General features: G+C 59.6%; 18 protein-coding genes. 2 read left to right on the top strand and 16 right to left on the bottom strand.

What is annotated here, in order from left to right; genetic code table 11:
* Nucleotides 1-17: 17 nt before the first annotated feature.
* Together AB5I78_RS06975 and dcd are read right to left on the bottom strand one after the other, a co-directional pair.
* On the bottom strand, nucleotides 18-218 hold the full coding sequence (locus AB5I78_RS06975) for a hypothetical protein (RefSeq protein ID WP_106577146.1): 201 nt from the start codon (nucleotides 216-218) through the stop codon (nucleotides 18-20).
* Between the two features lie 107 nt (nucleotides 219-325).
* Entirely contained in the window at nucleotides 326-892 is a 567-nt protein-coding gene (gene dcd / locus AB5I78_RS06970; protein ID WP_106577147.1) for a dCTP deaminase, read from the bottom strand.
* 389 nt (nucleotides 893-1,281) lie between these two features.
* Between dcd and AB5I78_RS06965 the strand changes: the two genes are divergently transcribed.
* The gene (locus AB5I78_RS06965) at nucleotides 1,282-1,491 is read left to right on the top strand and encodes a cold-shock protein (protein ID WP_002554837.1); all 210 of its coding nucleotides are present in this window, start codon (nucleotides 1,282-1,284) and stop codon (nucleotides 1,489-1,491) included.
* Nucleotides 1,492-1,696: 205 nt separating this feature from the next.
* On the opposite strand, the gene rpoS is transcribed toward AB5I78_RS06965, so the two are convergent.
* From rpoS to AB5I78_RS06925, 8 genes are all read right to left on the bottom strand, one after another.
* Nucleotides 1,697-2,707, bottom strand: coding sequence for an RNA polymerase sigma factor RpoS (rpoS, locus tag AB5I78_RS06960; RefSeq protein ID WP_016974430.1), 1,011 nt, complete (start codon nucleotides 2,705-2,707; stop codon nucleotides 1,697-1,699).
* 106 nt (nucleotides 2,708-2,813) lie between these two features.
* Nucleotides 2,814-3,650 carry a peptidoglycan DD-metalloendopeptidase family protein gene (locus AB5I78_RS06955; RefSeq protein ID WP_353188763.1) on the bottom strand — a complete coding sequence of 279 codons (837 nt, stop codon included), beginning with the start codon at nucleotides 3,648-3,650 and terminating at the stop codon, nucleotides 2,814-2,816.
* A 209-nt stretch (nucleotides 3,651-3,859) separates the two neighbouring features.
* Nucleotides 3,860-4,495, bottom strand: coding sequence for a protein-L-isoaspartate(D-aspartate) O-methyltransferase (locus AB5I78_RS06950; RefSeq protein WP_169850588.1), 636 nt, complete (start codon nucleotides 4,493-4,495; stop codon nucleotides 3,860-3,862).
* A gap of 41 nt (nucleotides 4,496-4,536) precedes the next feature.
* Nucleotides 4,537-5,286, bottom strand: coding sequence for a 5'/3'-nucleotidase SurE (surE, locus tag AB5I78_RS06945; protein ID WP_119738771.1), 750 nt, complete (start codon nucleotides 5,284-5,286; stop codon nucleotides 4,537-4,539).
* Nucleotides 5,274-6,332, bottom strand: a complete 1,059-nt coding sequence (truD, locus tag AB5I78_RS06940; RefSeq protein WP_369300803.1) for a tRNA pseudouridine(13) synthase TruD — start codon at nucleotides 6,330-6,332, stop codon at nucleotides 5,274-5,276. Before truD ends, surE begins: the two co-directional genes overlap by 13 nt.
* On the bottom strand, nucleotides 6,329-6,802 hold the full coding sequence (gene ispF / locus AB5I78_RS06935) for a 2-C-methyl-D-erythritol 2,4-cyclodiphosphate synthase (protein WP_369300804.1): 474 nt from the start codon (nucleotides 6,800-6,802) through the stop codon (nucleotides 6,329-6,331). The genes truD and ispF overlap by 4 nt, the downstream gene beginning before the upstream one ends.
* 54 nt (nucleotides 6,803-6,856) lie before the next feature.
* On the bottom strand, nucleotides 6,857-7,702 hold the full coding sequence (gene fghA / locus AB5I78_RS06930; RefSeq protein WP_370004337.1) for an S-formylglutathione hydrolase: 846 nt from the start codon (nucleotides 7,700-7,702) through the stop codon (nucleotides 6,857-6,859).
* An 89-nt stretch (nucleotides 7,703-7,791) separates the two neighbouring features.
* On the bottom strand, nucleotides 7,792-8,904 hold the full coding sequence (locus AB5I78_RS06925) for an S-(hydroxymethyl)glutathione dehydrogenase/class III alcohol dehydrogenase (protein ID WP_078741110.1): 1,113 nt from the start codon (nucleotides 8,902-8,904) through the stop codon (nucleotides 7,792-7,794).
* A 109-nt stretch (nucleotides 8,905-9,013) separates the two neighbouring features.
* Between AB5I78_RS06925 and AB5I78_RS06920 the strand changes: the two genes are divergently transcribed.
* Nucleotides 9,014-9,910, top strand: a complete 897-nt coding sequence (locus AB5I78_RS06920; RefSeq protein ID WP_242194277.1) for a LysR substrate-binding domain-containing protein — start codon at nucleotides 9,014-9,016, stop codon at nucleotides 9,908-9,910.
* Nucleotides 9,911-10,021: 111 nt separating this feature from the next.
* Here the strand turns inward: AB5I78_RS06920 and ispD are convergent, their stop codons facing one another.
* The 6 genes from ispD to tilS all read right to left on the bottom strand — a co-directional run bounded on the left by ispD (nucleotide 10,022) and on the right by tilS (nucleotide 16,698).
* The gene (gene ispD / locus AB5I78_RS06915; protein ID WP_242194279.1) at nucleotides 10,022-10,729 is read right to left on the bottom strand and encodes a 2-C-methyl-D-erythritol 4-phosphate cytidylyltransferase; all 708 of its coding nucleotides are present in this window, start codon (nucleotides 10,727-10,729) and stop codon (nucleotides 10,022-10,024) included.
* Entirely contained in the window at nucleotides 10,726-11,004 is a 279-nt protein-coding gene (gene ftsB / locus AB5I78_RS06910; RefSeq protein ID WP_017137157.1) for a cell division protein FtsB, read from the bottom strand. Before ftsB ends, ispD begins: the two co-directional genes overlap by 4 nt.
* A 171-nt stretch (nucleotides 11,005-11,175) precedes the next feature.
* On the bottom strand, nucleotides 11,176-12,465 hold the full coding sequence (gene eno, locus AB5I78_RS06905; RefSeq protein ID WP_106577156.1) for a phosphopyruvate hydratase: 1,290 nt from the start codon (nucleotides 12,463-12,465) through the stop codon (nucleotides 11,176-11,178).
* A 157-nt stretch (nucleotides 12,466-12,622) separates the two neighbouring features.
* Nucleotides 12,623-13,468, bottom strand: coding sequence for a 3-deoxy-8-phosphooctulonate synthase (kdsA, locus tag AB5I78_RS06900; protein WP_369300805.1), 846 nt, complete (start codon nucleotides 13,466-13,468; stop codon nucleotides 12,623-12,625).
* A 5-nt stretch (nucleotides 13,469-13,473) separates the two neighbouring features.
* Nucleotides 13,474-15,105: a CTP synthase gene (locus AB5I78_RS06895; protein ID WP_106577157.1), complete on the bottom strand. Its 1,632-nt coding sequence runs from the start codon at nucleotides 15,103-15,105 to the stop codon at nucleotides 13,474-13,476.
* A 273-nt stretch (nucleotides 15,106-15,378) separates the two neighbouring features.
* Nucleotides 15,379-16,698 (bottom strand): tRNA lysidine(34) synthetase TilS, encoded by a 1,320-nt coding sequence (gene tilS / locus AB5I78_RS06890; protein WP_369300807.1) that lies wholly within the window; start codon nucleotides 16,696-16,698, stop codon nucleotides 15,379-15,381.
* Between the last annotated feature and the right edge of the window lie 139 nt (nucleotides 16,699-16,837).

The following is a 16,837-nucleotide window of genomic DNA, read 5'->3' as shown; positions in this document are numbered from 1 at the left end:
TCTCCTGCCCTGAACGATCAGGCGACAGGCGCGGGTGGCGGCTCATCGGGGAGCGTCGGTTCACCAGGCTCGGTGGGCGGTTGCGGCCAATCTTGATCAGGTTGACCGGGGATGCCGCCTGCATACGCAGGGTCGGCCATCAGGGACCAGGCCAGAACACCAATCTGGTTGGGTTCAAGCCGGGCGAGTTCGGCGCTGATTCGCGGGTCGATCTTCATAAAGTACTCCTCAAGCGTGGCTCGGCGCGTTTTGCACGCACCGAGGCAGTACACCCAATAGAGTCACTTCCCGCAGACTAATTCCCTTAACGTGTAAGACCTTTCGATCAAGCGCGTGGGAGTGTGACGCCACGCTGGCCCTGATACTTGCCTGCACGGTCCTTGTAGGAGACTTCACAAGCCTCGTCGGACTGCAGGAACAGCATCTGTGCCACGCCTTCATTGGCGTAGATCTTGGCCGGCAACGTGGTGGTGTTGGAGAACTCCAGGGTCACGTGACCTTCCCACTCGGGCTCAAGCGGCGTCACGTTGACGATAATGCCGCAGCGCGCGTAGGTGCTTTTACCCAAGCAGATGGTCAGCACGTCACGCGGGATGCGGAAAAACTCCACAGTGCGCGCCAGGGCGAAGGAGTTTGGCGGGATGATGCACACGTCGCTCTTGACGTCGACGAAGCTCTTCTCGTCGAAGTTCTTCGGGTCGACGATCGCCGAGTTGATATTGGTGAACACCTTGAATTCATCGGCGCAACGCACGTCGTAGCCATAGCTGGAAACACCGTACGAAATCACCGGAGCGTCGCCGGCGCCACGGATCTGGCGTTCAACGAACGGTTCGATCATGCCGTGCTCTTGCGCCATGCGGCGAATCCACTTGTCCGATTTGATGCTCATGGCGGGTGTCCTGAATAGCGAGGTGGAAAAATTCTGTTGGGCATCTTACCGGGGCCGGCTGCGGGGTTCAAAGGGCGCGGGGCTTTTCTTGATGAATGCACCGGCTGCTGCAAGTCGCAGCCAACAGGGCCGGGGCTTATAGTGCGGTCCCCTGTGACTGTAAATACCACCGCCAGTCACGAAAATAGAGAAACCTTCGGAAATACCATTGGCACGTTCCGGAAAAAGGGTTAAGGTGGCGCCACTGTGCTGCTTGTGTCACTGAGAATCTCTACACGATATGTTGAATTTCGATCCAACCATCTCCAAGAATTTTTCCTGCTCTTTGCACTCAGTCTCGGCCAGGGCTTTTCCTGAGTCGCAGTTAACTTTGTCCAAGGAGATACACCATGTCTAATCGCCAAACTGGTACCGTTAAGTGGTTCAACGATGAAAAAGGCTTCGGCTTCATCACTCCACAATCCGGTGACGACCTGTTCGTTCACTTCAAAGCTATCCAATCCGACGGCTTCAAAAGCCTGAAAGAAGGCCAACAGGTTTCTTTCATCGCTACCCGCGGTCAGAAAGGCATGCAAGCTGAAGAAGTTCAAGTTATCTAACTTGTACTGACTTAGTCGAAAAAACCCCGCCCTCAAAAGCGGGGTTTTTTTATGCCTGGGATTTGGCGCAACACTCACGCAATCCCGGACACAAAAAAATGTGGGAGCGGGCTTGCTCGCGAATGCGATGGATAAGTCGGCACATCTGTCGACTGACACTCCGCATTCGCGAGCAAGCCCGCTCCCACACTTAGTCCCGCGTCGTTTATTGGAACAACGACTCACTCGACAAGCCATTCTTCTCCAGGATCTCACGCAAGCGCTTGAGGCCCTCTACCTGGATCTGCCGCACCCGCTCACGAGTCAGACCGATCTCCAGACCTACGTCCTCCAGGGTACTGCTCTCATGGCCGCGCAGGCCGAAGCGGCGAATCACCACTTCACGCTGCTTGTCCGTGAGCTCAGACAGCCACTGGTCAATGCTTTGGGAAAGATCATCGTCCTGCAACAGTTCGCAAGGATCCGTCGGACGATCATCCGTCAGGGTGTCCAGCAGGGTTTTATCCGAATCCGGACCCAGCGAGACATCGACCGAAGACACGCGCTCGTTCAGGCCGAGCATGCGCTTAACCTCGCCTACCGGCTTTTCCAGCAGGTTGGCGATCTCTTCAGGCGAAGGTTCATGATCGAGTTTTTGTGTCAGCTCACGCGCCGCCCGCAGGTAGACGTTGAGCTCCTTGACCACATGGATCGGCAACCGGATCGTGCGGGTCTGATTCATGATCGCCCGTTCGATGGTCTGACGAATCCACCAAGTGGCATAGGTCGAAAAGCGGAAGCCCCGCTCAGGGTCGAACTTCTCCACCGCCCGGATCAAGCCCAGGTTACCCTCCTCGATCAGGTCCAACAGCGACAGCCCACGATTGACGTAGCGTCGGGCGATTTTCACCACCAGGCGCAAGTTACTTTCAATCATGCGTTTGCGCCCAGCCGGATCGCCTTTTTGCGACAAGCGCGCAAAATGGACTTCTTCTTCGGGAGTGAGCAGAGGGGAAAAGCCGATTTCATTGAGGTACAGCTGCGTTGCGTCGAGCGCCCGCGTGTAGTCAATGTACTTGTGTTGCTTTAACGCGGTGGAGTTCTTGGATTTGGTGCGAACTGAAGGTGTAGCAGACCCTTCATCATTCGACATCGATTCCTTTTCGGTGAGTATCTCCATTTCAAGGAGAACCTCATCGTCGATGTCAAACTCCGGCGCTTCTTTACTGAGAGCCATTGTTATAGTCCTTTGGTGAGTTCGACCTCAAGCTCAAGCGACGCCTCTATCCTTGGCAACGCTGGAGCCTGTTCCTTCTACGTGAGGGAACAGGCTGTGCAACACATCAACGACGGGGAAGGAATTGCAGCGGATCTACAGGTTTCCCTTGGCGGCGAATCTCAAAGTGCAGTTTCACCCGGTCTGTACCAGTTGACCCCATTTCGGCAATTGTCTGTCCGACTTTGACTTGCTGCCCCTCCCGAACCAACAGCCTGCGGTTGTGACCGTAAGCACTGACGTAGGTATCGCTGTGTTTGATGATGACCAGTTCGCCGTAGCCCCGCAAACCACTCCCGGCGTACACCACTGTCCCATCAGACGCAGCTAAAACAGGCTGTCCCAAATCCCCGGCGATATCAATGCCTTTATTCAAACTACCGTTTGAAGAGAATTTTCCAATTAACACCCCGTTTGAAGGCCATCCCCAACCGGTCGGGGCAGGCCCTGCAGGCGGCAACGGCGCAGGCGCCGGTTTGCTCGCAACAGTAGGCGCGGCGGTGCCTGCAGGCCGGGTAATGATCGTGGTTTTGCTCGAAGACGACGGCGAAGATCCGGAATTTGTCACAACTGTCGTAGGCGTTGAACCGGTGCGCCCATCGAAACGAATGGTCTGACCTGGATGTATCGTATAGGGCACAGGAATATTGTTACGAGCTGCGAGCGCCTTGTAATCCCAGCCGTAACGGAAGGCGATCGAGAACATCGTGTCCCCCTTTCGCACTACATACTGCCCGGTGGTGACCGTCGGTTTTTGCGGCGCTGCTTTATTGCGGTCAACCACCCGCGCACCGCTCGATGGCGTGCTCGAACAGGCCGCCAATAAGGAACTCAAGACAAGGCCAAGCACCAGTCGCTGAAAGCTTGTTTTACTCATACGCTGCGCAGGACCTGTGAGACTCACCCGCCGCTCCCTTTGTGGTGGCTGAACATGAACGCCTGTATCAGGCTTGAAATATGACGCAAGTATAACTGGGCATTGGATTTTTACCGGCACACGACTGAAACGAAAAATTCATCATGTTTAAACCCGGTTTCCCATCATGTTGACTCTATAAGCCCCGCTGTAAGACACATCCCCACCCACAGAATTCACTGTTTGCGAATAAATGATCAGGCCAGCGGGCCATTGAGCAACGGTACAAAGCGCACGGCGCCCAGTACGTGCCGGGAAAAGCCCTCGTCTTCCCGAATAATGAGCATCAATTGTTGCACTTCGCCGGAGCCCACCGGGATAACCAACCGCCCGCCAGGTGCCAGTTGATCCAGCAACGCCTGCGGTACATCGGTAGCAACGGCGGTAACGATGATGCCGTTATACGGCGCCAGCGCCGGCCAGCCTTCCCAGCCATCGCCCCAGCGAAACACCACGTTACGCAGGTTGAGCTCCACCAGGCGCTCCTTGGCGCGGTCCTGCAGGACCTTGATGCGCTCCACTGAGAACACCCGCTCCACCAGTTGCGACAGCACGGCAGTCTGGTAACCCGAACCGGTGCCGATCTCCAGCACCTTGTCCAACGGCCCCGCCGCCAGCAACAGCTCACTCATGCGCGCGACCATATAAGGCTGCGAAATGGTCTGGTTGTGGCCGATGGGCAATGCGGTGTCTTCATAGGCCCGATGCGCCAGGGCTTCGTCGACAAACAGGTGGCGTGGTGTGCGCCGGATGACTTCCAGCACCTGGGCGTTCGACAGCCCTTCTTCGTACAGGCGCTGGATCAAACGCTCGCGGGTACGCTGCGAGGTCATCCCGATGCCACGGCGCAGCAGGTCGTCTTGTTCACGCGCCATCAACGCAGCCCCTCGAGCCAGCCATCGAGACTACTGAAGGCATCACTGAAAGTGCGATCAAGCTGCAACGGGGTAATCGATACATAACCTTGCATCACCGCATGAAAGTCTGTGCCCGGGCCACCGTCCTCGGCGTCGCCGGCTGCCGCAATCCAATAACCTTCCTTGCCGCGCGGATCGACCACTTTCAGGGGCGCCGCCGCACGGGCGCGATGGCCCAGGCGCGTCAGTTGGATGCCGCGAATATGGTCGAGGGGCAAGTTAGGGATGTTGACGTTGAGCACTGTGCGCGGCGGCAGGTCCAGGGACCCGTGGGCCTCCACCAGCTTGCGGGCGAAATACGCCGCCGTCGCCAGGTTGTCCAGCTGCCGCGAGGCAAAGGAAAAGGCGAACGAGGTGCGGCCCAGGAAACGCCCTTCAAGCGCTGCCGCCACCGTACCGGAATACAGCACGTCATCGCCCAGGTTGGCGCCGAGGTTGATGCCCGACACCACCAGGTCCGGCTCCTGCTCCAACAAGCTGTTGATCGCCAGGTGCACGCAATCGGTGGGCGTACCGTTCACGCTGATAAAGCCATTGGCCAGAACCTGCGGGTGCAACGGACGGTCGAGCGTCAGCGAACTGCTGGCGCCGCTCTTGTCCTGGTCCGGGGCAACCACCACACACTCGGCGTAATCTTCCAGCGCAGCATAAAGCGCGGCAAGGCCGGGTGCGGTGGCACCGTCATCGTTTGATATCAGAATACGCATGGGCTGTCCGTCTGCCCCACCGGCACCAGATCAACAAGCTCGCGCACCAAGACAGTGGCGAAGCATCCGGCCGGCAGGACGAATTCCAGTTGCAGAATGTCCAGCGAGGGATAATGCCACGTCAACCCGCCAATGGGCAGTCGCAGAATGCGACGTTCCTGGCTCATGCCGGCATTCACCAGCCAATCGCGCAGGTCGGCTTCACCGTCGGCGATTGCCTGTTCCAGCGCGAAGATTGCCCCCGACGCCGGCGAATCGCCTTCGCCCCACTGAGGCCCTGTCGGGTGCAGGTCCAGAATCGCCAGGCGCGGGTCGCTGCATTCAGCCTCCCCCGCCGGGAAAAAACTGCGGCTGTCAGTAAACGCCAGCAAGTCGCCGACCTGGGCGCGCTGCCAGGACCCGTCTGCAACACGTGCCGCCAGGACTTTATTGAAGAGAAAACTACGCGCGGTAGACAGCAGCCGCGAGCGCACATTGCGCTGCTCCGGCAAGGCCTTGCGGGCCGCCCATTCACGCGCGTCCGCCACGTTGCCGCCGTTGTGGCCGAAGCGCTGGGCGCCGAAGTAGTTGGGGATGCCGTGCTGGGCAATCTGCTGCAAACGCGCGTCGATGGCGGCGGTGTCGCCAGCCAATTGGGTCAGGCGCAGAGTAAAGCCGTTGGCCGAATGCGCGCCACGCTGCAGCTTGCGTTTGTGACGGGCCATCTTGAGGATTTTGAGGGTGTCGTTCTGCGCAACGCTCATGTCCGGGTCGGCCTTGCCCGGCAGTTGCACGCTGAACCACTGGCGCGTCAACGCCTGGCGATCCTTGAGCCCGGCATAGCTGACGGTGCGCAGCGGCACGCCGGCGGCCTTGGCGATGCGCCGCGCGGCTTCTTCGGTATTCAAGCCGCGCTTTTCGACCCACAGCCACAGGTGCTCGCCGTCGCCGGTCAGCGGAATATCCAGCACTTCGTCTACCTGGAAATCTTCAGCCGTCGCTTTTAATACCGCGCTGCCCAAAGCCTCGCCGTAGGCCCGCGGGCCCAACAGTTGCAAGTCATTCATGCGCGCAGCAACAAGGCAACGGAGTGCACCGCGATGCCCTCTTCCCGTCCGGTAAACCCGAGTTTTTCGGTGGTGGTGGCTTTCACGTTGACTTGATCCAATTCAATTTGCAGATCCGCGGCAATCAGTGCGCGCATCGATTCGATATGCGGGGCCATTTTCGGTGCCTGGGCCACGATGGTGTTGTCGACATTCCCGACCTTCCAGCCCTTGGCGTGGATCAGGCCGATCACATGGCGCAGCAGGACGCGGCTGTCCGCCCCCTTGAAGGTAGGGTCGGTGTCTGGAAAGTGCTTGCCGATATCGCCCAACGCCGCTGCGCCGAGCAAGGCATCGCTCAAGGCGTGCAATACAACGTCGCCGTCGGAATGAGCGAGCAACCCATGGTGGTGTGCAATGCGCACGCCGCCCAAGGTGATGAAATCGCCTTCAGCGAAACGGTGCACATCGTAGCCGTGGCCAATACGCATAAAAAAACGCCCCGATTTAATTCAGGGCGTGATTCTACCTACTTTTGCCTCACATTAACCGAGCAAAGCACGCCCATGATGTCGCAAATGATCTTCGATGAAGCTGGCGATAAAGAAGTAGCTGTGGTCATAGCCGGGTTGCAGGCGCAGTTCGAGCGGATGGTTGGCCGCCTTGGCCGCTTGCTGCAGGGCCTCGGGCTTGAGCTGCACGGCGAGGAAATCGTCGCGGTCGCCCTGATCCACCAGCAATGGCAACTTTTGCGAGGCCTCGCTGATCAGCGCGCAGGCGTCCCATTCACGCCATTTCGAGCGTTCTTCGCCCAAATAACGCGAGAAGGCCTTCTGGCCCCACGGGCAATCCATCGGGTTGTTGATCGGCGAAAACGCCGACACTGATAGATAGCGCCCGGGGTTGCGCAAGGCACACACCAACGCACCGTGGCCGCCCATGGAGTGGCCGCTGATGCCGCGCTTTGCCGATGCAGGGAAATGCGCTTCAACCAACGCAGGCAATTCCTGCACCACGTAGTCATGCATCCGATAGTGCTTGGCCCAAGGTTCCTGCGTGGCATTCAGGTAGAAGCCGGCCCCCAGGCCAAAATCCCAGGCATTGTCAGGGTCGCCCGGCACACCGGGCCCACGCGGGCTGGTGTCCGGAGCAACGATGATCAACCCCAGCTCGGCGGCCACACGCTGGGCACCGGCTTTTTGCATGAAGTTTTCGTCGGTGCAGGTCAAGCCGGACAGCCAGTACACCACCGGCAGCTTGCCGCCCTGCTCCGCTTGCGGCGGCAGGTAGACAGCAAAGGTCATGTCGCAACCGAGCACGTGGGAGCTGTGTTTGTAGCGTTTATGCCAGCCGCCAAAACTCTTTTGGCAGGAGATATTTTCCAGGGTCATGGGAATGCTCCCAGCGGCAAGCGGCAAACTTCAGGCTGCAGGCGGGCGTTCACCTTTTTGCAGCCTATAGCGTGCAACTTGCAGCTGCTTCAAAAGTGAATGACGGTACGAATGCTCTTGCCTTCATGCATCAGGTCAAACGCTTTGTTGATGTCTTCCAGGCCCATGGTGTGGGTGATAAACGTGTCCAGCGGGATCTCGCCGGTCTGGGCCATTTCCACGTAGCTTGGCAATTCGGTACGGCCACGCACGCCGCCGAACGCCGAACCGCGCCAGACGCGCCCGGTCACCAGCTGGAATGGACGGGTGGCGATTTCCTGGCCAGCGCCGGCCACACCAATGATCACCGACTCGCCCCAACCCTTGTGGCAGCACTCGAGTGCCGCGCGCATCAGTTGCACATTGCCGATGCACTCGAAGGAAAAGTCCACGCCGCCATCGGTCAAGTCGACGATCACGTCCTGGATGGGGCGGTCGTAGTCTTTCGGGTTGATGCAGTCGGTGGCGCCCAGTTGCTTGGCGATTTCGAACTTGGCCGGGTTGATGTCGATGGCAATGATGCGACCCGCCTTGGCCTTCACCGCGCCGATCACGGCCGACAGGCCGATACCGCCGAGGCCGAAGATCGCCACGGTATCGCCTGGCTTGACCTTGGCCGTATTGATCACCGCACCGATGCCGGTGGTGACGCCGCAACCGAGCAGGCAGACCTTTTCCAACGGCGCGTCTTTAGGGATTTTTGCCACGGAGATTTCCGGCAGCACGGTGTACTCGGAGAAGGTCGAGGTACCCATGTAGTGGAAAATCGGCTGGCCCTTGTAGGAAAAACGTGTGGTGCCATCCGGCATCAGGCCTTTGCCCTGAGTGGACCGAATGGCCTGGCACAGGTTGGTCTTGCCCGACAGGCAGAATTTGCACTTGCCGCATTCCGGCGTGTACAGCGGGATCACGTGGTCGCCGACGGCCACCGAAGTCACGCCCTCGCCGATTGCTTCAACCACCGCGCCACCTTCATGGCCGAGGATCGACGGAAAGATGCCTTCCGGGTCGGCGCCCGACAACGTGTACGCGTCGGTATGGCACACGCCGGACGCGACCACCCGCAGCAGCACCTCGCCGGCCTTGGGCATGGCGACATCGACTTCGACGATCTCAAGGGGCTTTTTCGCTTCGAAGGCTACAGCGGCGCGGGACTTGATCATCCGGGTTTCTCCAGGAAATTAAAAACTGAAGCGCTGAGTGTAAAACATGGCCCATTGATTAATAATCCGAGCGAAAGCAAAACTTTATTGCTGTACAGGGATAATCACCATGTTGGAGAACCGCTGGGAAGGCATCGACGAGTTTGTTGCGGTGGCCGAGTGCAGCCAATTCACCGCGGCGGCCGAGCGACTTGGCGTGTCTTCGTCGCACATCAGCCGGCAGGTGGCGCGCCTGGAAGAACGGCTGCAAACCCGGCTGCTCTATCGCAGCACGCGCAAGGTGACGCTGACCGAAGCCGGCCAGACCTTCCTGCAACACTGCCAACGCTTGCAGGACGGTCGCGAAGAAGCATTGCGCGCCGTCGGCGACCTCGCCAGTGAACCCAAGGGCATGTTGCGCATGACCTGCGCGGTGGCTTACGGCGAGCGCTTTATCGTGCCGCTGGTCACACGATTCATGGGCCTCTACCCGCAATTGCGCGTGGATATCGAGTTGAGCAATCGCCAGCTGGATCTGGTGCATGAAGGCCTCGACCTGGCGATCCGCCTGGGCCGCCTGCAAGACTCGCGCATGGTCGCCAGTCGCCTGGCCCCGCGGCGCATGTACCTGTGCGCGTCACCTTCCTACCTGGCGCGGTATGGTCGGCCACACAGTCTGTCGGAATTAACTCGGCATAACTGCCTGATCGGCAGCTCGGATATCTGGCAACTGGCCCAGGACGGGCGCGAATTTTCCCAGCGGGTGCAGGGAAACTGGCGCTGCAACAGTGGGCAGGCGGTGCTGGATGCGGCGTTGCAAGGGGTTGGGCTGTGCCAGTTGCCGGACTATTACGTGCTGGAGCATTTGCACACTGGCGCGCTGGTGTCGTTGCTGGAGGCGCATCAGCCACCAAACACGGCGGTGTGGGCGCTGTATCCACAGCAGCGGCATTTATCGCCGAAGGTTAGAAAGCTGGTGGATTTCTTGAAGGAGGGGTTGGCTGAGCGGCCGGAGTACAGCGAATAATTTGGAGCGCCTGCCTGGGCCTCATCGCGGGCAAGCCCGGCTCCCACAGCTAATCGCGTTTCAACTGTGGACGTTGGCGTGCCTGCGATGAAGTCGACGCGGTTTAACTGACTACCTGCGGTTCGCCCACCGCAACCGTAACCACTCCAGGTCTTCGGGACGGGTCACCTTGATATTGTCCGAACGCCCTTCAATCAGGCGCGGCGCCTGGCCGGACCATTCCATTGCCGAGGCTTCGTCGGTGATGACGGCGTCCGCCACCAAGCTATCAGCCAACGCTCGATGCAAAGCGCCGAGGCGAAACATCTGCGGCGTATAGGCTTGCCAGATCAGGCTGCGGTCAACGGTTTCGACCACACGTGCGTGCTTGTCGACGCGCTTGAGCGTGTCGCGAGCGGGCACGGCCAGCAGCCCGCCGACGGGATCATCCGACAGTTCTGATAACAGGTTATCGAGGTCATCACGGCTGAGGTTAGGCCGCGCGGCGTCATGCACCAGCACCCAATCATCATCGCTGGCACCCAGCGCATTGAGTTGCAGCAGCGCGTTGAGTACCGAGCCCGAGCGCTCATCACCGCCGTCCGCACGCACGATGCGTGGGTCGTTGGCGCAAGGCAGGTTCGGCCAATAAGGGTCATCGACAGCCAAACTGACTACCAGCCCTTTGAGGCCTGGATGGTCGAGAAAACAGCCGAGGCTGTGTTCGAGAATTGTGCGCCCGCCCAATTGCAAGTATTGCTTGGGACGGTCCGCAGCCATACGGGCACCAACGCCCGCGGCAGGAATCACGGCCCAGAAGGCCGGTAACACACTACTCATTGGGCCAACTGGTAGAGGGTTTCGCCCTCTTTCACCATGCCCAGCTCATGACGCGCCCGTTCTTCAACGGTCTCTGTGCCTTTTTTCAACTCAAGCACTTCGGCATCGAGGACGCGGTTGCGCTCCAGCAGGCGTTCGTTCTCGGCGTGCTGGTCGGCAATTTGCTGGGTCAACTCTTTCACCTGCGCAAAGCTGCCATTACCCACCCATAGGCGGTACTGCAGGCCAGCCAGCAACAAGAGCAAGACGAGGAACAACCAATTGGGACTGCGCATCGAAATCCGGGTATCCAGTAAAAAAAGACAGCCATGCAAAACTTTTGAAGCAACTGATAGCACGAAGCCTGGATGAACCAGGCTTGTGCTTGTTAGCCATGAGATTAGCGTCGAAATTCACGCTGCCGTGATTTTTCCGACGTAATCCGCTGACCTTTTACCATTTAACAATCAGCCGCGAAACTCGCTGCGACCGTTGTACTTGGCTTTACCTGCCAATTGCTCTTCGATACGCAGCAATTGGTTGTACTTGGAAACGCGGTCCGAACGGCACAGGGAACCGGTCTTGATCTGCCCAGCCGAGGTGCCCACGGCCAGGTCGGCAATGGTCGAGTCTTCGGTTTCGCCGGAGCGGTGAGAGATCACGGCGGTGTAGCCCGCAGCCTTGGCCATCTGGATGGCTTCCAGGGTTTCGGTCAGGGTGCCGATCTGGTTGAACTTGATCAGGATCGAGTTGGCGATCTTTTTGTCGATGCCTTCTTTCAGGATCTTGGTGTTGGTCACGAACAGGTCGTCGCCGACCAGTTGAATTTTTTCGCCGATCTTGTCGGTGAGGACTTTCCAGCCAGCCCAGTCGGACTCGTCCAGGCCGTCTTCGATGGAGATGATCGGGTAGCGTTCGGTCAGGCCTTTGAGGTAGTCGGCAAAACCTTCGGAGGTGAACACGTGGCCTTCACCGGACAGGTTGTACTTGCCGTCTTCGTAGAACTCGCTGGCGGCGCAGTCCAGGGCCAGGGTCACGTCGGTGCCCAGCTTGTAGCCCGCATTGGCCACGGCTTCGGAGATCACTTTGAGTGCATCTTCGTTGGACGCCAGGTTCGGTGCGAAACCACCTTCGTCACCCACGGCAGTGCTCAGGCCACGGGCCTTCAGGACAGCTTTGAGGTGGTGGAAAATCTCGGTGCCCATGCGCAGGCCTTCGGAGAAGGTCTTGGCGCCAACCGGCTGCACCATGAATTCCTGGATGTCGACGTTGTTATCAGCGTGCTCGCCACCGTTGATGATGTTCATCATCGGCACCGGCATCGAGTAAACACCCGGGGTGCCGTTCAGGTTGGCGATGTGTGCGTACAGCGGCAGGTCCTGGTCCTGTGCGGCGGCCTTGGCAGCTGCCAGGGACACGGCGAGGATCGCGTTGGCGCCCAGGCTGCCTTTGTTTTCGGTGCCGTCGAGCTTGATCATTGCGTGGTCCAGGGCTTTCTGGTCCAGCGGGTCCTTGCCCAGCAACAGGTCACGGATCGGGCCGTTGATGTTGGCTACAGCCTTGAGTACACCCTTGCCCAGGTAACGGCTCTTGTCGCCATCACGCAGTTCCAGTGCTTCGCGGGAACCTGTGGAAGCACCGGACGGCGCGCAGGCGCTGCCGATGATGCCATTATCGAGGAGCACGTCGGCTTCGACGGTAGGGTTGCCACGGGAGTCGAGAACTTCACGACCTTTGATGTCGACGATTTTTGCCATTGTTGTAAACACTCCAAAGTTGACGAAAACGACGCAGCTGAAGGAAATCTTTTGACCGACCGCAAGGGTGGAACAACGGGGCAGGCTTGCAGGCGACAAGGCTCAGGCCCGCAGGCCTGAGCGTAAAGCGAGGGAAAGTCTACCGGAGAAATGGCGCTTACGCGGTCTCTACCGTCGGAAAACTCTTGACCAGTTCGTCCAACTGCTTGAGCTGGGCCAGGAATGGCTCCAGCTTGTCCAGGCGCAAGGCGCATGGGCCGTCGCATTTGGCGTTGTCCGGGTCCGGGTGGGCTTCCAGGAACAGGCCCGCCAGCGACTGGCTGATGCCCGCCTTGGCCAGGTCCAGCACCTGGGCACGGCGCCCACCGGCGGAATCGGCGCGACCACCGGGCATTTGCAGCGAGTGGGTTACGTCGAAGAACACCGGGTATTCGAACTGTTTCATGATGCCGAAACCGAGCATGTCCACCACGAGGTTGTTGTAGCCGAAGCTCGAACCACGCTCGCAGAGAATCAACTGGTCGTTACCCGCCTCCACGCACTTGTTCAGGATGTGTTTCATTTCCTGGGGCGCGAGGAACTGGGCCTTCTTGATATTGATCACAGCGCCGGTCTTGGCCATGGCGACCACGAGGTCGGTCTGGCGCGACAGGAAGGCCGGCAACTGGATGATGTCGCACACCTCGGCGACCACGGCCGCTTGTTCCGGCTCGTGGACGTCGGTGATGATCGGCACGCCGAAGGCTTGCTTGATGTCCTGGAAGATCCGCATGCCTTCTTCAAGGCCCGGGCCGCGATAGGAAGTCACGGACGAACGGTTTGCCTTGTCGAAGCTGGCCTTGAACACGTAAGGGATACCGAGTTTCTCGGTGACCTTCACGTACTCTTCACAGACCTGCATCGCCATGTCGCGGCTTTCCAGCACGTTCATGCCGCCGAACAGCACCATGGGCTTGTCGTTGGCAATCTCGATGTCGCCAACGCGAATGATCTTCTGGGCCATCAGGTTTACGCCTTCTTCTGATGTTGCGTCAGTGCTGCTTTAACGAAACCGCTGAACAACGGGTGGCCGTCGCGCGGGGTCGAGGTGAACTCCGGGTGGAACTGGCAAGCCACGAACCACGGATGATCCGGTGCTTCAACCACTTCAACCAACTTGCCATCGCCGGAGCGACCGGAGATTTTCAGGCCGGCTTCTTTGATCTGCGGCAGCAGGTTGTTGTTCACTTCGTAGCGATGACGGTGACGCTCGACGATCACGTCCTTGCCATAGCAATCGTGAACCAGCGAGCCCGGCTCCAGCAGGCAGTCTTGCGCGCCAAGGCGCATGGTGCCGCCCAGGTCGGAGCTTTCGGTACGGGTTTCAACGGCGCCGGTGGCATCTTCCCACTCGGTGATCAGGCCCACGACCGGGTGGCCGCTGGTGTGATCAAACTCGGTGGAGTTGGCGTCTTTCCAGCCCAGCACGTTACGCGCGAACTCGATGACTGCCACTTGCATGCCCAGGCAGATGCCCAGGTACGGTACTTTGTTTTCGCGAGCGTACTGGACCGCAGTGATCTTGCCTTCCACGCCACGCAGGCCGAAACCGCCGGGTACGAGGATCGCGTCAACACCTTCGAGCAGCGCGGTGCCCTGGTTCTCGATGTCTTCGGAATCGATGTAGCGCAGGTTGACCTTGGTACGGTTGCTGATACCGGCGTGGCTCATCGCTTCGATCAGCGACTTGTACGCGTCCAGCAGCTCCATGTACTTACCGACCATGGCGATGGTGACTTCATGCTCAGGGTTGAGCTTGGCATCCACCACAGCTTCCCACTCGGACAGGTCCGCGCCGTTGCACTGCAGGCCGAAACGCTCGACCACAAAATCATCCAGGCCCTGGGAGTGCAGGATGCCCGGGATCTTGTAGATGGTGTCGGCGTCTTCCAGGGCAATCACCGCACGCTCTTCAACGTTGGTGAACTGCGCAATCTTGCGACGCGAGGAAATGTCGATCGGGTGATCGGAGCGGCATACCAGCACGTCCGGCTGCAAGCCGATGGAACGCAGTTCCTTGACCGAGTGCTGGGTAGGCTTGGTTTTGGTTTCGCCGGCGGTGGCGATGTAGGGCACCAGCGTCAGGTGCATCAGCATCGCGCGCTTGGCGCCGACTTCGAAACGCAGCTGGCGGATGGCTTCGAGGAACGGTTGGGATTCGATGTCACCCACGGTGCCACCGATCTCGACCATCGCCACGTCGGCATCGCCTGCACCCTTGATGATGCGGCGCTTGATTTCGTCGGTGATGTGCGGGATCACCTGGATGGTTGCACCCAGGTAGTCACCACGGCGCTCCTTGCGCAGCACGTGCTCGTAGACACGACCGGTGGTGAAGTTGTTGTTCTGGGTCATGGTCGTGCGGATGAACCGCTCGTAGTGGCCCAGGTCCAGGTCGGTCTCGGCGCCGTCGTGTGTGACGAACACTTCACCGTGCTGGAACGGGCTCATGGTGCCCGGGTCAACGTTGATGTACGGGTCCAGCTTGAGCATGGTGACCTTAAGTCCCCGCGCCTCCAGGATGGCCGCCAATGAAGCGGAGGCAATGCCTTTCCCCAATGAAGAAACAACACCGCCCGTGACGAATATGTAGCGCGTCATGAAAAACCCTAGAAGTCTGCGTTAAAGCGGTCCGAGCCGCCGGGGAAAGCGAAGGAAGGCCGAAGCCCCCGATCACCTGCATTAATCACAGTGCACCTTTCAAAAAAACCGCCGCGTTGTGACAGACCAGCAATGAAACACCGGTACGTTGATCGCTACACATTTTTTGGAATCGCCCAGCAAAGACTGCTTGGTAATCGGCAACTGCTGCGATTCAGTCGAATCCACAGAAGTTGTATCAAGAAGGGAGCGTAGTCTACCGGAAAGGCTCTATCAGCTCAAACCTTGATCGCAAGTCTGTGGCATCCAATCCAATTGTCCGTCACCCGGCAGCCTGGCCCACAGCCCTGCAAGGCTTGGCACAGCCAGCAATTGCTCACCCTGATACACCAGCGGCAATCTGCCACGGACAAAGCCCGGCAGCCCGCATTCGTTAAGCAAGCGCTTCAAGTCGCGCCGGCCTCGAGCGGGCACTTCGATAATTTCGCCGCCCTGACGGTAACGCACCTCAAGCGGACCTTGGGGAGCCTCGCCGATAAATTTCAGCTGGCCATTGCCGGGTAACGCAAGTGGGTTCTGCGGATGCGGCCAGCTCACCGCGGCGTCGGAAAACTCCAACCATGCTGCGGGCAGCCACCAGATGCGCTCGCCGCAACGATGCAACTGGCCGTCGGCAAGGCGCCACAGCGGTTGTGCGTCAGCTTTGGCGTCGCGCAGGGAATGCCAGCTGGCCCAGTGGTCGCTGTCGGGTAAACGGGTCAGAGGCGCCAGCCAGTGGCGCAAGGCATTACGTTGGCGAGCGTCGGAAAGTTCGCTTAGTGGAGCCAGAACCAACGAGGGCAGAGGCAACCAGGGAAATGGCGATGGCTGATCGGCGGCTTGCAAGTCCATCCTCGCCAACTCGTCGAGCAGGCCCTGGGCTTCACCCAGGTGATCGGCGGTGCGTGCCAGGCTGGAAACGGCCTGAGGCCATCGCTGCGTCAACACGGGAAGCACACGATGGCGCAAGTAATTGCGCGAGAAACGTGGGTCGGCGTTAGAAGGGTCTTCGATCCACGTCAACTGGTGCTCGTGGGCGTAGGCTTCCAATTCAGCACGCGAGGCCTCCAGCAACGGCCGCACCACGTGACCATTCGCGAGCTGGCGATGCACAGGCATTGCCGCCAGCCCGCGCACCCCTGCACCGCGCATCAGCCGAAACAACAGGGTTTCAGCCTGATCGTCGCGATGCTGCCCGGTGAGCAACACCTCCCCTGCCCCGGTGGCCTCGATAAACGCCTGATAACGCGCGTCACGCGCTGCACGCTCAAGGCTGGCGCCCGACTGCACTTGCACGCGCATCACCTGCAAGGGCACGCCCAAGCCGTCACACACCGCCTGGCAATGGCTGGGCCAGGCGTCGGCGGCAGCTTGCAGGCCATGGTGGACGTGGACAGCACTGAGCGGTGGAAGGCTTTCGGTGGTTGCAAGGGTGGCCAACAGGTGCAGCAGGACGGTGGAGTCCAGACCACCCGAGAATGCGATGTGCCAGGCCGGGGCATTGCGCCAGGGTGCCAGGGTTTGCAGGAGGTTGGCGGGTAGAGCCGGCTTCATAACACAGTACCGCCATCGATCTGGAACGCGATAACCCAGCATACACAAAGCAAATGTGGGAGCGGGCCTGTGTGGGCGCCGCGCTCGCCCGCGATGCAGGCAACTCGGGTTATCTGTTACACCGAGTTGATGCTATCGC

The sequence above is a fragment of the Pseudomonas sp. N2-3-1-14 genome (assembly GCF_041228395.1).
Classification (GTDB): Bacteria; Pseudomonadota; Gammaproteobacteria; order Pseudomonadales; family Pseudomonadaceae; genus Aquipseudomonas.
The sequence above is the reverse complement of the archived record's forward strand: the minus strand, read 5'-3'. Positions and strand labels throughout refer to the sequence as shown.